A 13,916-nucleotide genomic window follows, 5' to 3' on the forward strand; every position below is an offset into this window, starting at 1 on the left:
AAGTGCTTTGGTCGGGGCGGTAAATATGATACATTCCGCCCCTTATTTTGTGGTTGATAAATAGAGCAGTAGATGAAGAAGCAGCGAGCCTTCCTCAAGTGGGCAGGTGGAAAATACGGTCTGGTCGAAGATATCCAACGCTACCTGCCTGAAGGTCGTAAGTTGGTTGAACCGTTCGTTGGTGCTGGTTCTGTGTTTCTTAATACGGATTATGAGCAGTACCTGCTGGCAGACATCAACCCTGATCTCATCAATCTCTACAATCTGCTCAAAGACAACCCTGAGAGCTACATCCCTGAGGCGAAGCGCTGGTTTACCCCAGAGAACAATCGCAAAGAAGCCTATTTGGCGATCCGCGCCGAGTTTAACCAAAGTGATGACACCTTCTATCGCTCTCTTGCATTTTTGTATATGAACCGTTTCGGTTTTAACGGCCTGTGTCGTTACAACAAAAAAGGCGGCTTCAATGTACCGTTTGGTTCGTACAAAAAGCCTTACTTCCCAGAAGCTGAGTTGGAGTTTTTTGCCGCGAAAGCCAAGAAGGCCACCTTTGTCTGTGAGGGCTACGCCGAGACGTTCAAACGCGCGCGCAAGGGCAGTGTGGTGTATTGCGATCCGCCTTATGCGCCGCTGTCGACGACCGCCAACTTTACCTCTTACGCGGGCAATGGCTTTTCACTCGATGATCAAGCCGCCTTGGCTGATGTCGCTGAGCGTGCGGCCAAAGAGCGTGGTATCTCCGTGCTGATTTCTAACCATGACACAACGCTCACCAGACGCCTGTATCATGGCGCGCAGTTGAACGTGGTCAAGGTTAAACGGACCATCAGCCGCAATGGTGCAGGGCGCAATAAAGTCGATGAGCTGCTCGCACTATTCCAACCAGGTGAAAGCAAATAGCCACTGTATTCCTACCGCCAGCTTAGGTAGAATTGCGCAACGATTATTCAGCGCAACCTAACAGAGGTCAGGTATGAAAGATTTTCTTATTGCTCCATCCATTTTGTCGGCCGATTTTGCTCGCCTTGGTGAGGACGTCGAAAAGGTGCTCGCCGCCGGTGCCGATGTGGTTCACTTTGATGTGATGGACAACCACTACGTACCTAACCTGACGTTTGGCGCACCTATTTGCCAAGCGCTGCGTGACTATGGCATCACCGCCCCTATTGATGTGCACTTGATGGTAAAGCCCGTGGATCGTATCATCCCGGACTTTGCTAAGGCGGGGGCATCAATGATCACTTTCCATATCGAAGCCTCTGAACACGTAGACCGCACACTGCAACTGATCAAAGAGCATGGTTGTCAGGCGGGTGTGGTGCTCAATCCTGCAACGCCACTGGCTCACCTTGAGTACATTATGGATAAAGTCGATCTGATCCTATTGATGTCAGTAAACCCTGGGTTTGGTGGTCAATCATTCATTCCTCACACGCTAGATAAACTGCGTGCCGTTCGCGCTATGATTGATAAATCAGGCCGTGACATTCGTTTAGAAATTGATGGTGGAGTGAAGGTGGATAACATTCGTGAAATCGCAGAAGCGGGCGCGGATATGTTTGTCGCCGGTTCCGCCATTTTCAATCAGCCGGATTACAAAGCCGTAATCGATGAGATGCGCGCTGAGCTGGCCAAAGTGAAGTCATAACTCAGTAATCCAATTTGGCTGTTTGCCCATATAAAGTGACCTGGCGGGTCAATCATGCCCGCCCTAAGAGTGACTAAAAAAGTCGCCGCTCAACCATTAGGAATATTCATGAATGACATTAAATTGATCGCGTTCGATCTTGATGGCACCTTGCTCGACAGTGTGCCGGATCTCGCGGTTGCCGCCTCCGCGGCTGTCGAAGCGCTCGGTTATGCGCCGGTGGCGGAAGAAGAGGTGCGTGATTACGTCGGTAACGGTGCCGATGTGTTGATTGGCCGCACCTTATCTCGCAGCTTAACGCTTGACCCCGATCTTGATCCTGCGCTGTTAGTCAAAGCTCGTCACCTCTTTGATGACTTTTACGCCCAAGGTGGACACAAGCTGAGCCATCTTTACCCTCAAGTAAAAGAGACGTTAGCGGCGTTGCATGAGCAAGGTTTCACCCTAGCATTGGTGACAAACAAGCCGAGTAAGTTCGTGCCTGATGTGCTCGCACAGCATGGTATTGATCATTACTTCAGTGACATCATCGGCGGTGATACCTTCCCAGAAAAGAAACCCAACCCGATGGCGCTCAACTGGCTGCTTGAAAAGCACCACTGTGGTACCAAACAGATGCTGATGGTCGGCGACTCGAAAAACGACATTCTTGCGGCGAAGAACGCAGGGTGTTACTCGTTTGGTTTGACCTACGGCTACAACCACGGCGAAGCGATTTCCGACTCACAGCCGGACTACGTCGCCGATACCATCGCAGATTTACTCGAAGTGGTCGCGGTTTGCGCTTAAGCGCAACGAAATCGCTTCCAAAATACTCGTTAATGAGTACACTGGATAAACCGTGTCGGCGTCAGGCTGGGCGCGGTTTTTTCATTTATTAAGATTAAGAAGTCAAAGGAATCATTCTAATGAGCAAACCCATCGTATTGAGTGGTGTTCAACCGTCAGGTGAACTAAGTATCGGTAACTACTTGGGTGCTCTACGTCAATGGCAGCAGATGCAAGACGATTATGATTGCCAATATTGTGTGGTTGACCTTCATGCCATCACAGTGCGTCAAGACCCGAAAGCACTGCATGAAGCAACTCTAGATGCATTGGCAATTTGTCTCGCAGTGGGCGTTGATCCGAAGAAGAGCACGTTATTTGTCCAGTCCCACGTACCGGAACATGCTCAACTTGGTTGGCTTCTTAACTGTTACACCCAAATGGGTGAACTGGGCCGAATGACCCAGTTTAAAGACAAATCAGCGCGCTACTCGAAAGACACCTCTAGTCAGTTTGGCGATGTCAACGTTGGTCTGTTCGATTACCCTGTGTTGATGGCAGCCGACATTCTGCTTTACGGCGCGCATCAAGTTCCGGTCGGCAGTGACCAGAAGCAGCATCTTGAGCTGGCGCGTGATGTCGCCAACCGCTTTAACAACATCTACTCGCCTGAGCAGCCAATCTTTGAAGTGCCAGAGCCGTACATTCCAACCGTGAATGCGCGTGTTATGAGCCTTCAGGATGCGACCAAGAAGATGTCGAAGTCGGATGATAACCGCAAGAACGTGATTACGCTGTTGGAAGAGCCGAAATCGATTCTTAAAAAGATCAACAAGGCGCAAACCGATACAGAAACGCCACCACGTATCGCCCACGATTGGGACAACAAAGCGGGCATTTCAAACCTAATGGGCCTCTACTCGGCGGCGACAGGTATGAGCTTTGCAGAGATTGAAGCCAAGTACCAAGGCGTAGAAATGTACGGTCCATTTAAGAAAGACGTGGGTGAAGCGCTGGTGGCGATGCTTGAGCCGATTCAAGCGGAATACCACCGTATTCGTGCCGATCGTGCTTACATGGATCAAGTGATGAAGCAAGGTGCGGAGAAAGCGTCTGCTCGTGCCGCTGAGACGCTGAAGAAAGCGTATGAAGCGGTAGGTTTCGTTGCTCGTCCGTAGGTGAGGATTTTAGTTCCTAGTTCCTAGTTCCTAGAAGTCGAATTCTAGGAACTAGGCACTCACTTCTAGGAACTGACGCCTACTGTGCCCCTTCAAAGCCCATTTGTCGCCACGCTTCAAAAGCGATGATCGCAACCGCATTGGACAAATTTAAGCTACGTGCGTCTGGCATCATAGGAATGCGAATACGCTGCTCCATTGGCATGCTTTCGATCAATTCAGCTGGCAGGCCACGAGTTTCCGGACCAAACAGTAACACATCGCCTAGTTGGAATTGGGCGTCTACATGGTGGCCTGTGGTTTTGGTTGTGCAAGCAAAAATGCGGTATTCGCTGCGCTCTTTTTGCAGATATTCGAGAAATGCCGAGTAGTCTTTGTGACGAGTGACGCGCGCGAGATCATGGTAGTCCAAACCGGCGCGGCGCACTTTTTTCTCTTCTAAATCAAATCCTAATGGCTCAATTAAGTGCAGGTTAGCGCCACAGTTTGCGCACAAGCGAATAATGTTGCCCGTATTCGGGGCGATTTCGGGTTCAAATAGGGCAATATCAAACATGGTTTTGGTTACTTTTTTCTGATAAGACCCAAGAGTATAAGGCGGTGATGAAACACCGCCAAGTGCCGTGTGACGTTGTTAGTCTGTTTTGTTGTCGGTCTAATTAGCTCAGCGCTTGATGATAATTCTCTGCGACCGCCTCCCAGTTGACGACATTCCACCACGCGTTAATGTAGTCAGGGCGGCGATTTTGGTAGCTGATGTAGTAGGCATGCTCCCACACATCCAAGGCCAAAATGGGCTCGCCTTGGATGGCCGCCACGTCCATGAGGGGATTGTCTTGATTGCTGGTCGAGGTAATCACCAGTTGATTATCTTTGACGATCAGCCAAGCGAAACCGGAGCCAAAGGTATTGATCGCAGCGTCGCTAAACTGCTGTTGGAACTCGGTAAAGCTGCCAAAGGTCTCCTCGATGGCGCGGCCAAGCTCGCCGCTGGGCATACCACCGCCATTGGGCGTCATGCAGTTCCAATACAGGACGTGGTTGTAATAGCCACCACCGTTATTGCGAACAGCGGGGGCCAGTGAGGAGATGTTGGCAAAAATGCGACGCAGCGACTGCTGCTCTAGTTCACTGTCTTTGATTGCCGCGCAGAACTTATCAAAATACGTTCTGTGGTGTTTGCTGTAGTGAACTTCCATGGTTTTTGCGTCGATATAAGGCTCAAGCGCATCATACGCATAAGGAAGTTCAGGAAATTGGTGCACCATCGTAAATCCTCCATGTTTGGAGAATTTACTTTAAATGATAATGAGATCGATTATCAACTGTAAGGTTGATGTGGGTATTGCGACCTTCCATGACAACGCATGATTTATTGGCACAGCGGCAGACAAATCGTCACGCGTAATCCACCTAGCGGACTGCGGCTCGCTTTGATTGTGCCACTGTGTTGGCGTATTGCGCTTTCGGTAATTGCCAGGCCAAGACCGGTTCCGCCGCTGTGTCTGTCTCGCGCCGTGGAGACTCGGTAGAAAGGTCGGAATATCGACTCCAGTTCATCGTCTGGCACCCCTTCGCCGTTGTCATCAACGATAACTTGGACGGCGTCATCGGCGACGTGAAGTTGGATGTCGATTTTGTCTTCGCCGTAATGAATCGCATTGCGCACTACGTTGTCCACCGCGCTCATGAGCAGTTTGGGGTTGCCTGAAATGGTGCGATTAGGAATCGCATCGTAGCGCAGGTTTTTACTCATTTGCTCTGCCTCAAATTGCGCGTCACAGAAGATGGCTTCCCACAAGCTGCTCAAGGCTTGTTTTTCTCGCACCATGTGACTGTTGACTTGAATGCGCGACAACTCCAACAGCTCACCAATCATCTGCTCAAGGCGCTGAGCCTCGGTATCGATGCGCGTCAGCTCGGTGCTCTCTCCTTGCTTACGCACGGCAAGACCGGTCGCCATTCTGAGCCGAGTGAGCGGTGAACGCAGTTCGTGAGAGATGTCAGAGAGTAAGCGCTGCTGCCCCGAGATCATCTGATTAACGGCTTCCACCATCTGGTTAAAACTTTCTCCGGCTTGACGAAATTCGCTGGTGCCTTTCTCCAACTGCGGGTCCACCTCAAATTCACCAGCGGCGACGCGTTTTGCTGCGCGTTCGAGACGTCTTGCAGGTTGGCTCAGTGCCCAAGCAAGCCACAACAGTAGCGGGGTGCTCACCAACATGACTGCCAGTAAAAGCTGGAGTGGTCGATCAAACAGATTAAGGATAAACGGCGCGGGTTGATTCCACTTGATGCCGACGTATAGCAACAGAGGCTGCTTGGCTAACGTCACCGGAATAGGGCCGGCAAGCATATAATGGCCGTAGAGCTTCTGCTTGGGCGCTTCGGCTAACTCGACGCTGGTGATAAAGTTTTGCAGTGCACGAATCTTGAAATCTTTCGGGTCTTGCGACGTCAGTATGTTGCCATCGATATCCGATACATAGAAACGCGGGCCGCTGTCTTTTGGTGGCCTTCCACCATCATTACCTTGCCTGCGTGGCCCTTCAAGTTGGAACAATATCCGCGCGAGGTTGGACTCTCCGGCAAAGCGTTGCTCGACTCTGTCTCGCACTTCCCTTAAGTCATTGAGGTGAGTGCTCGGAATGTCTCGTGCTTTTCTTGGATCGAGATGGGGGAGGGAGAGCACCGCCATCAGCACCAAAAACATGGTAAACCAAAAGATGGCGAAGATGCGTCCATACAAGCTAGTGATTTTCGGTAAACGCATCAGTTTTCCTCAACCAACAAGTAGCCGCGGCCACGTAAGGTTTTGATCCGTGGCTTGCCGTCAGCGCGCTCTGGCAGCTTTTTACGCAGGTTGGAGACGTGCATGTCAATGGCGCGATCAAACGCCGCCAGTCGCTTGCCTAGCACATCCAAACTTAACGCTTCTTTGGTGAGTGTTTCACCTGGGTTTTGCACAAAATGGCTCAACAAAGCGAATTCTGTGGTCGTCAGTTCGAGTAAGTCACCTTGGCAATAGGCTTCTTGCTTGCCCGGATAGACTTTAAGATCTTGGTATTCGATGCAGTCGCCGTTTTTGCTCGCCGATTTACCTTGGGTGCGACGCAGAATCGCTCGGATACGTGCGAGCAGTTCACGGTCACTGAATGGTTTGGGTAGGTAATCATCGGCACCGAGTTCGAGGCCGATGACGCGATCGATCTCTTCCCCTTTCGCGGTGAGCATCAGTACGGGTGTTTGCCACTTTTCTCGTAGACGTTTGAGTGTTTCCATACCATTGAGTTTGGGCATCATCACATCGAGCAAGATGAGATCAATCTCATCGCTGACCAGCGCTAATCCCTCTTCGCCATTGTTCGCTTCGGAGATGGTGAAGCCTTCAAACGTTAACACCTCAGTCAATAGCCCGGTGAGTTCGGTGTCATCATCAATCAATAATAGGTGTGCCATAGTTACCACTCTTACAAACGTCACTGAGTTAATAGTACTGGTAAATCGTCTGGAGATTGAGACTAATTTTTCCTCTTTACGATTCTTTACGCTGCCTAAACGTCACTTTACTTAGCATGGCCTATTCTACACTCAAGCGCTGTGAAGACAGCCCCACACAATAACTTGAACAAGAAAGGTAACGATTATGAACACTGCAAAAAAAATGGTATTGGCTGCTGTTGTCCTCCCTCTCACATTAGGTACTGCGAGCGCATGGGCGTTCGGTGGCGGTGGTAAAGATAACCACAAAGGGCCGCGTGATGAGTGTCGTGGTGGTCTGGATCGCGGCATCATGCGTCAACTGGACCTAACCGAAGAACAGCAAGCACAGCTTAAAGAGATGCGCGAAGCCGGTCGTGATGAAATGAAAGCGAAATTCAAAGAGAATTTTGAGTCACATCAAGCGCAGATGCAGGCGCACCGTGCGAGCGTGCAAGCGTTGGTACTGGCTGACACCTTCGATCAAGCGGCCGCACAAGAATTGGCGAAACAGATGGTCGACCAACAGACTGAGCGTCGTGTGAAGATGCTAGAGAAAGAACACAAAATGTTAAGCGTACTAACACCTGAGCAAAAAGCTAAGTTTGTTGAGCTGCAACAAGAGCGCGCGACAGAGTGTGGCGAGAAAATGCAAAAACGCATGAACAAAAACTGATCATCGCTCTCTACTGCCTTTGGCGACCTTCGGGTCGCCTTTTGTGTTTCTGGAGCTTGGCTGCACTTTCACCACACATAAGGTTATACTTAAGCCAATTTTTGCAATGGCTTAACGTAGAAAACGGATATGAAACAAGAATATGCACGTTTGGTGACGATGGCAGCATGGACCGCTACGCTTGTCGCCAGTGGCTTGCTGGTGGTCAAGGTGGGCGCTTGGTGGATGACGGGCTCAGTGAGTCTACTCGCGTCACTGATCGACTCTATGCTCGATATTGCCGCTTCGTTGGTCAATCTGGTGGTGGTGCGCTACTCACTTCAACCTGCGGATCGTGAACATGCGTTTGGTCACGGCAAAGCGGAATCGCTGGCGGCGCTGGCTCAAGCGATGTTTATCTCAGGCTCTGCGGTATTCCTGATTCTTAATGGTGTTGACCGATTTTTCCGTCCTCATGCCTTGGTGTCACCTGAATATGGCGTCTATGTGAGCTTTTTCGCCATGTTGGTGACGTTCGGTTTGGTCACATTTCAACGCCATGTGGTGAAAAAAACCGGCAGCCAAGCCATTGCCGCAGATTCATTGCACTACCAATCGGACTTATACATGAATGCTGCGATCATGTTGGCGCTTGGTCTCAGCTGGTTTGGTATTACTCAGGCGGATGCGGTGTTTGCCATCATCATCGGCGGGTACATTCTGTTTAGCGCCTATAAGATGGTCAAAGAGGCGATTCAAACCTTGCTCGATAGAAAGCTGCCCGATAAGGAGCTTGCTCAGATCAAAGCATGTTGTCTCTCTGTGGAAGGGGTGCACGGCGTGCATCAGTTACGAACTCGTATGTCAGGGCCGACGCGCTTCATCCAATTGCATCTTGAGCTCGACGATCATCTACCGCTGATTGAGGCGCATCGAATTTCGGATCGCGTAGAAGATTCGCTGTTGGCGACCTTCCCCGAAGCAGACGTATTGATCCACCAAGATCCCTATTCTGTGGTGTTCGGTAAAGAGCGTAAACAGAAGGTTCATCACTGGGAGTCTTAGCGAAGAGGCGACAAATGGCTGGGGGTTGGCTATCTTTCTAGCGAGTGAGTATTAACCTTGATACTGACGTGTATCAATTCCCGTTATGAGCAAAGCTGTAATACTCTTACATAAGTAGAAAACTTACATTAACGTCTACAAAATAAAAGTAGTATTCCTTGTGGGGCAAGGTAACATACTACGCAGTTAAAGGAATTTTGTTGGTGGCCGCCTGTAAACCACTAACGTAATATTTTGAAATAAGATTCCCAAAAATCGAGGGTGAGCATGATTAAGAAGATTGGTGTTTTGACAAGTGGCGGTGACGCCCCTGGTATGAACGCAGCAGTACGTGGCGTAGTCCGCACTGCACTCTCTGCAGACATTGAAGTATACGGAATTTACGATGGTTATCTTGGCCTTTACGAAAACCGTATCGAGAAATTGGATCGTTCGAGCGTTTCTGATGTGATCAACCGTGGTGGTACTTTCTTGGGCTCGGCACGTTTTCCTGAGTTCAAAGAGGAGTCGGTACGCCAAAAGGCGATCGAGAACCTGAAAGAGCACGGTATCGAAGCCTTGGTGGTAATCGGTGGTGACGGTTCGTACATGGGGGCGAAGAAGCTGACTGAAATGGGTTACCCATGTATCGGTCTACCGGGCACGATTGATAACGACATCGCGGGCACGGATTACACTATCGGTTATCTCACTGCGCTTAACACGGTTATCGATGCGATTGACCGTCTACGTGACACTTCATCGTCTCACCAGCGTATTTCTATCGTTGAAATCATGGGCCGCCACTGTGGCGATTTGACCCTGATGTCAGCGATTGCGGGCGGTTGTGAATACATCATCACCCCAGAAACGGGCCTTGATAAAGAGAAGCTGATCAGCAACCTCCAAGACGGTATCAAGAAAGGTAAAAAGCACGCGATCATCGCTCTGACTGAGCTGATGATGGATGCCAATGTACTGGCAAAAGAGATTCAGACTGCCACTGGTCGTGAAACTCGTGCGACCGTGCTAGGCCACATTCAACGTGGTGGTCGCCCAACAGCCTTTGACCGAGTTCTCGCGTCGCGTATGGGTAACTACGCCGTACACCTATTGATGGAAGGTCAAGGTGGCCGTTGTGTGGGTATCCAGAAAGAGCAACTGGTTCACCATGACATCATCGATGCGATTGAAAACATGAAGCGTCCAGTTCGTCACGATCTGTTCAAAGTCGCGGAAGAGCTGTTCTAATTAACAGCGCCCAACTGAGAACAAGCAAAAGGCCAGTATCATACTGGCCTTTTTGTTTTTCGTCTCACGTCAGAGTGGCGGCGCTAGTTAATGGCAGTCGAAATCAGATACCCAACAAAGGTCGCACTGACGACGCCAATAAACCCGGGCAGGATGAAGCTGTGATTGAGGACGTACTTGCCAATTTGCGTTGTCCCTGAACGGTCAAAGGAGATGGCCGCCAAATCACTGGGGTAGAACGGGAAGAAGAAGTATGCGTAACAAGCGGGCAAGACGCCGATAAGTACAGGAGCAGGAATGCCCATCGCAAAGCCAAGGGGGAGCATAATCGTCAGTACTGCGGCTTGGCTCTTCAAGAATACCGAAACCACAAACATCGCAATCGCAAACGTCCACGGGTGCGCTGCGACAACATCGCTGACTAAGCTGATTAGATAGGGTTTGTGATGGCCGATGATGGTGTCACTCATCCAAGCAATACCAAAGATGATGATGACCGCCGTCATCCCCGCAATAAAGACATTACTGTGAACAATTTTCTTCGGGTTCACTTTGGTGGTGAGCAATATCACTGCGCCGACCGACAGCATCAAAAACTGAATCGCGACCGACATTTTGACCCCTTGCGGCAGTAAGGCGAGATCTTTGCCAAACATGGCGACAAAAATCACCGTCAAGATACCAGCCAAAAAGATCCCAAGCCCTCGCTTCGCCATTTTCTGGTCATGTTGAACGTCTAGGCTCTCTTGTTCTTCATCGATTAATTGCGCTTTGAACTCAGGATCTTTGCAGCGTTCGATAAAAGCAGGATCTTGGTCGAGTTCTTTGCCGCGTTTTAGACTCCATAGACAGCCAATTAACACGCCCGTCAGGGTCGCAGGAATGGTGACCATGAGGACGTTAACCAGGCTGATGTCGAGATGGTTATCTGCGGCGGTCGCCATGACGACAGCGGCCGCTGCGGCGATCGGGCTCGCTGTGATCCCCATTTGCGATGCGACCGTTGCCATCGCCATTGGACGTTCGGGGCGAATGCCCTTCTTGTAAGCCACATCATAAATGACCGGCAGAAGTGGGTAGACTGAGTGACCGGTGCCGACCAGCACGGTCAGAGAGTAGGTACACAGTGGGCCAAGGAAGACGATTTGGTTGGGGTGTTTGCGCAGCAAACGCTCAGCAAATTTGACCAAGAGTTTGAGGCCACCAGTGGCCTCTAAGGTTGCAGAGGCAGCTACCACGGCAAGAATGATCAGCATGACACTGATCGGTGGGCTACCGGGGGCGATACCAAACACAAATGCAAGGACAGAGACGCCCAAGCCGCCAAGTAAACCAAACGCGATGCCGCCATGGCGAATGCCAACAAAAATGACGGCCAGCAGCAGCAACATATGTATATAAAACATGATCACATCCTGGGGGTAATAGATAACTGTGATTTATGCTACTCAAAACCCTTACGCTGGAATGTGAAGTTGTATGCTTATCTCGCGTGTCTGTTTTACAATCCGCCAGTTCTTTGTTTTTCGTCAATAAAAACCGCGCTATTTGCGTTTGTGCTCGCAAATTGTTCGTTCGACACTCGGCGAGATTCTTTGCGGTTTTGGAATTTCTGGTGCACGCCACGGCGCAATGCCTTGATGTGGTTTTCCGCTTTATCGACGCCCAGCAGCACACTTAATGTCAGTACGGTAATGACGATGGATTGTTGCTCATAGCCCAGCCCTGTCATCAGCCCAAGCGCCGCTAACACCCAAATGACCGCGGCAGAGGTGACGCCATGAATTTTGCCATCCAATGTCATCATCACGCCTGCGCCTAAAAAGCCAACCCCAGTAATGATCTGACCCAATACGCGGGCTTGGTCTAAGGTGTTCGGTGAGAGCGACACGGCCATCGACATAAAACAGTACGTGCCTGCGATAATAAGGATTGACGTGCGGATACCGACTGGCTTGCCGCGTGTTTGACGTTCGACACCAATAAGAATGCCGTTGATCGCGCAGCAAAGCAGTGCTGACCAAGAAAACGGACCGAGGTCTAACAAGGATGAGAGTGAAGGGTGCATGGTCTCCTCTGAGATGGGCATGAGTGATACTGGGAAACCGCAAAGTATGCACTGAGTGTCTCAGAGGAGCGAACAAAAGCTTTTTGTCGTCGGGATTACTCTAAATGTAAATCAAGGGGGGTTTTGCTTTTTCTGCCGCCGATCTCTCGCGTCAAGGTAGGCACAAGGTAACCAGATACGCGCTCGATCACTCCCGCCATGATGGTTTTCGCTTCGCTGTCTGAAATATGAAAATGCGCGCTGCCTTGCACCTTATCTAGCACATGCAGATAGTAGGGTAAAATGCCCGCATCAAATAGAGACTCGCTTAACGCCACTTGGGCATCGACATTGTCATTGATACCTTTCAGCATCACCGCTTGGTTCAACATGGTCACACCAACCTGCTTAAGCGCGCGCACCGCTTCGCTGAAGGGCGCATCAATCTCATTGGCGTGATTGATGTGGGTGACCATCACCACTTGCAGTCGCGTGCTGGCCAGCAGTGTGCACAACCCGTCTGTGACGCGAGCAGGGATCACCACAGGTAGGCGAGTATGAATGCGCAGACGCTTAATGTGCGGGATGGCTGCTATGGCGGAAATCAACCATTCCAGTTCACTATCTTTGGCCATTAATGGGTCGCCCCCCGAGAGAATCACTTCGTTGAGTTCGGTGTGAGCGGCGATGTAGTCGAGGTTTTTTTGCCAAACGGCTTTGTTGCCGCGATTGTCCTGATAGGGAAAGTGGCGGCGAAAACAGTAGCGACAGTTGATTGCGCAGCCGCCTTTGACAATCAAAAGCGCTCGATTGCGATACTTATGCAGTAAGCCCGGTTGGGCGTTATCTTGCTCTTCGAGTGGATCTTGGCTAAAACCTGGGTGCCATTCAAGCTCTTGCGCGACCGGTAAAACTTGGCGCAGTAAAGGATCCTCTGGGTTGCCCTTTTCCATGCGAGCAACAAAACTTAACGGGACGCGCTGAGCAAATTGTTTGCGTGCAGCAAAGCCGTCTTGCCACGGGGTGGGGTCAATCTCGAGATGTCGTAATAACTCGGCCGGATCCGAGATCCCACTTGCTAGTTGATTGAGCCAGTTTTGCTCAACAGATTCGACTTTTCGGGTTATGATAGGCGGCATTGAATTTAGCTCTAAGAATGTAAGAGGAAAAAATGGCTACAGTTAGCACGAATGAATTTAAAGGCGGCTTGAAACTCATGCTCGACAACGAGCCTTGTGTGATCCTTGAAAATGAATACGTTAAGCCGGGTAAAGGCCAAGCGTTCAACCGCGTAAAAATTCGTAAGCTTCTTTCTGGTAAAGTGCTAGAGAAAACCTTTAAGTCTGGTGACACATGTGAAGTCGCAGACGTTATGGATATCGATCTAGATTATCTCTATAACGACGGTGAATTCTACCACTTTATGAATGCGGAAACGTTTGAGCAGATCGCGGCGGATGCGAAAGCTGTGGGCGAGAGCGCAAAATGGTTGGTGGAAAACAACACCTGTATGCTGACGCTGTGGAACGGTAACCCTATCGTTGTAACGCCACCTAACTTCGTTGAGCTTGAAGTGACAGACACTGACCCTGGCCTAAAAGGTGATACACAGGGTACCGGTGGTAAGCCTGCTACGCTATCAACCGGTGCTGTGGTTCGTGTACCTCTGTTTATCTCTATCGGTGAAGTGATTAAAGTCGACACGCGCTCAGGCGAGTACGTGGGTCGCGTAAAATAATCACCCGATGCGTGATAGCGTGAGAAAAAGGCCACATCGTGGCCTTTTTTGTTTTTTCGGCTGCGGCAAAGGTGCTGTTCATGCCACCTGTTGAGTAGTGATAACCT

Annotated in this window: 15 protein-coding genes; 8 read left to right on the forward strand and 7 right to left on the reverse strand. The window is 50.3% G+C overall.

Translation table 11 applies throughout. From position 1 onward, the window contains the following. Positions 1 to 72: 72 nt before the first annotated feature. The 4 genes from AC6R1O_RS02740 to trpS all read left to right on the forward strand — a co-directional run bounded on the left by AC6R1O_RS02740 (position 73) and on the right by trpS (position 3,594). On the forward strand, positions 73 to 900 hold the full coding sequence (locus tag AC6R1O_RS02740) for a Dam family site-specific DNA-(adenine-N6)-methyltransferase (protein ID WP_334555646.1): 828 nt from the start codon (positions 73 to 75) through the stop codon (positions 898 to 900). Between the two features lie 73 nt (positions 901 to 973). Continuing rightward, complete coding sequence (gene rpe / locus AC6R1O_RS02745; protein ID WP_487902589.1) at positions 974 to 1,648, forward strand: ribulose-phosphate 3-epimerase; 675 nt, start codon at positions 974 to 976, stop codon at positions 1,646 to 1,648. A 108-nt stretch (positions 1,649 to 1,756) separates the two neighbouring features. Continuing rightward, the gene (locus AC6R1O_RS02750) at positions 1,757 to 2,437 is read left to right on the forward strand and encodes a phosphoglycolate phosphatase (protein ID WP_500633099.1); all 681 of its coding nucleotides are present in this window, start codon (positions 1,757 to 1,759) and stop codon (positions 2,435 to 2,437) included. 119 nt (positions 2,438 to 2,556) lie between these two features. Then, on the forward strand, positions 2,557 to 3,594 hold the full coding sequence (trpS, locus tag AC6R1O_RS02755) for a tryptophan--tRNA ligase (RefSeq protein ID WP_500633100.1): 1,038 nt from the start codon (positions 2,557 to 2,559) through the stop codon (positions 3,592 to 3,594). A gap of 79 nt (positions 3,595 to 3,673) precedes the next feature. On the opposite strand, the gene trmL is transcribed toward trpS, so the two are convergent. The 4 genes from trmL to AC6R1O_RS02775 form a co-directional block, all read right to left on the reverse strand. Further along, positions 3,674 to 4,150, reverse strand: a complete 477-nt coding sequence (gene trmL, locus AC6R1O_RS02760; protein WP_500633101.1) for a tRNA (uridine(34)/cytosine(34)/5-carboxymethylaminomethyluridine(34)-2'-O)-methyltransferase TrmL — start codon at positions 4,148 to 4,150, stop codon at positions 3,674 to 3,676. 103 nt (positions 4,151 to 4,253) lie between these two features. Continuing rightward, complete coding sequence (locus AC6R1O_RS02765; RefSeq protein WP_500631022.1) at positions 4,254 to 4,862, reverse strand: superoxide dismutase; 609 nt, start codon at positions 4,860 to 4,862, stop codon at positions 4,254 to 4,256. A gap of 104 nt (positions 4,863 to 4,966) precedes the next feature. Continuing rightward, positions 4,967 to 6,367: an envelope stress sensor histidine kinase CpxA gene (gene cpxA, locus AC6R1O_RS02770; RefSeq protein WP_500631023.1), complete on the reverse strand. Its 1,401-nt coding sequence runs from the start codon at positions 6,365 to 6,367 to the stop codon at positions 4,967 to 4,969. After that, positions 6,367 to 7,053 (reverse strand): response regulator, encoded by a 687-nt coding sequence (locus AC6R1O_RS02775; RefSeq protein WP_500633102.1) that lies wholly within the window; start codon positions 7,051 to 7,053, stop codon positions 6,367 to 6,369. The genes cpxA and AC6R1O_RS02775 overlap by 1 nt, the downstream gene beginning before the upstream one ends. Positions 7,054 to 7,240: 187 nt before the next feature. Here AC6R1O_RS02775 and AC6R1O_RS02780 point away from each other — a divergent pair, with 187 nt between their 5' ends. From AC6R1O_RS02780 to pfkA, 3 genes are all read left to right on the forward strand, one after another. Continuing rightward, positions 7,241 to 7,750, forward strand: coding sequence for a CpxP family protein (locus tag AC6R1O_RS02780; protein WP_334555638.1), 510 nt, complete (start codon positions 7,241 to 7,243; stop codon positions 7,748 to 7,750). Between the two features lie 129 nt (positions 7,751 to 7,879). Further along, positions 7,880 to 8,794 (forward strand): CDF family cation-efflux transporter FieF, encoded by a 915-nt coding sequence (fieF, locus tag AC6R1O_RS02785; protein ID WP_500633103.1) that lies wholly within the window; start codon positions 7,880 to 7,882, stop codon positions 8,792 to 8,794. 267 nt (positions 8,795 to 9,061) lie between these two features. Further along, a complete protein-coding gene (gene pfkA, locus AC6R1O_RS02790; RefSeq protein ID WP_334555636.1) occupies positions 9,062 to 10,024 on the forward strand; it encodes a 6-phosphofructokinase in 963 nt (320 codons plus the stop codon). A gap of 83 nt (positions 10,025 to 10,107) precedes the next feature. Here the strand turns inward: pfkA and AC6R1O_RS02795 are convergent, their stop codons facing one another. The 3 genes from AC6R1O_RS02795 to epmB form a co-directional block, all read right to left on the reverse strand. Next, positions 10,108 to 11,430 carry an anaerobic C4-dicarboxylate transporter gene (locus AC6R1O_RS02795; protein WP_500631024.1) on the reverse strand — a complete coding sequence of 441 codons (1,323 nt, stop codon included), beginning with the start codon at positions 11,428 to 11,430 and terminating at the stop codon, positions 10,108 to 10,110. A gap of 95 nt (positions 11,431 to 11,525) precedes the next feature. Next, the gene (locus AC6R1O_RS02800) at positions 11,526 to 12,092 is read right to left on the reverse strand and encodes an MgtC/SapB family protein (protein WP_334555634.1); all 567 of its coding nucleotides are present in this window, start codon (positions 12,090 to 12,092) and stop codon (positions 11,526 to 11,528) included. Between the two features lie 95 nt (positions 12,093 to 12,187). Continuing rightward, positions 12,188 to 13,210 carry an EF-P beta-lysylation protein EpmB gene (gene epmB / locus AC6R1O_RS02805; protein WP_500631025.1) on the reverse strand — a complete coding sequence of 341 codons (1,023 nt, stop codon included), beginning with the start codon at positions 13,208 to 13,210 and terminating at the stop codon, positions 12,188 to 12,190. Positions 13,211 to 13,242: 32 nt separating this feature from the next. Between epmB and efp the strand changes: the two genes are divergently transcribed. Next, entirely contained in the window at positions 13,243 to 13,809 is a 567-nt protein-coding gene (gene efp / locus AC6R1O_RS02810; protein ID WP_334555632.1) for an elongation factor P, read from the forward strand. The last annotated feature ends 107 nt before the right edge of the window (positions 13,810 to 13,916 follow it).

This window comes from Vibrio sp. R11-SG3-ISO3-SZ (assembly GCF_059834345.1).

Excerpts from the sequence above, each read along its gene's own strand:
- AC6R1O_RS02740 (WP_334555646.1), top strand. The coding sequence starts at position 73 with ATGAAGAAGCAGCGAGCCTTCCTCAAGTGGGCAGGTGGAAAATACGGT.
- rpe (WP_487902589.1), top strand. The coding sequence starts at position 974 with ATGAAAGATTTTCTTATTGCTCCATCCATTTTGTCGGCCGATTTTGCT.
- AC6R1O_RS02750 (WP_500633099.1), top strand. The coding sequence starts at position 1,757 with ATGAATGACATTAAATTGATCGCGTTCGATCTTGATGGCACCTTGCTC.
- trpS (WP_500633100.1), top strand. The coding sequence starts at position 2,557 with ATGAGCAAACCCATCGTATTGAGTGGTGTTCAACCGTCAGGTGAACTA.
- trmL (WP_500633101.1), bottom strand. The coding sequence starts at position 4,150 with ATGTTTGATATTGCCCTATTTGAACCCGAAATCGCCCCGAATACGGGC.
- AC6R1O_RS02765 (WP_500631022.1), bottom strand. The coding sequence starts at position 4,862 with ATGGTGCACCAATTTCCTGAACTTCCTTATGCGTATGATGCGCTTGAG.
- cpxA (WP_500631023.1), bottom strand. The coding sequence starts at position 6,367 with ATGCGTTTACCGAAAATCACTAGCTTGTATGGACGCATCTTCGCCATC.
- AC6R1O_RS02775 (WP_500633102.1), bottom strand. The coding sequence starts at position 7,053 with ATGGCACACCTATTATTGATTGATGATGACACCGAACTCACCGGGCTA.
- AC6R1O_RS02780 (WP_334555638.1), top strand. The coding sequence starts at position 7,241 with ATGAACACTGCAAAAAAAATGGTATTGGCTGCTGTTGTCCTCCCTCTC.
- fieF (WP_500633103.1), top strand. The coding sequence starts at position 7,880 with ATGAAACAAGAATATGCACGTTTGGTGACGATGGCAGCATGGACCGCT.
- pfkA (WP_334555636.1), top strand. The coding sequence starts at position 9,062 with ATGATTAAGAAGATTGGTGTTTTGACAAGTGGCGGTGACGCCCCTGGT.
- AC6R1O_RS02795 (WP_500631024.1), bottom strand. The coding sequence starts at position 11,430 with ATGTTTTATATACATATGTTGCTGCTGCTGGCCGTCATTTTTGTTGGC.
- AC6R1O_RS02800 (WP_334555634.1), bottom strand. The coding sequence starts at position 12,092 with ATGCACCCTTCACTCTCATCCTTGTTAGACCTCGGTCCGTTTTCTTGG.
- epmB (WP_500631025.1), bottom strand. The coding sequence starts at position 13,210 with ATGCCGCCTATCATAACCCGAAAAGTCGAATCTGTTGAGCAAAACTGG.
- efp (WP_334555632.1), top strand. The coding sequence starts at position 13,243 with ATGGCTACAGTTAGCACGAATGAATTTAAAGGCGGCTTGAAACTCATG.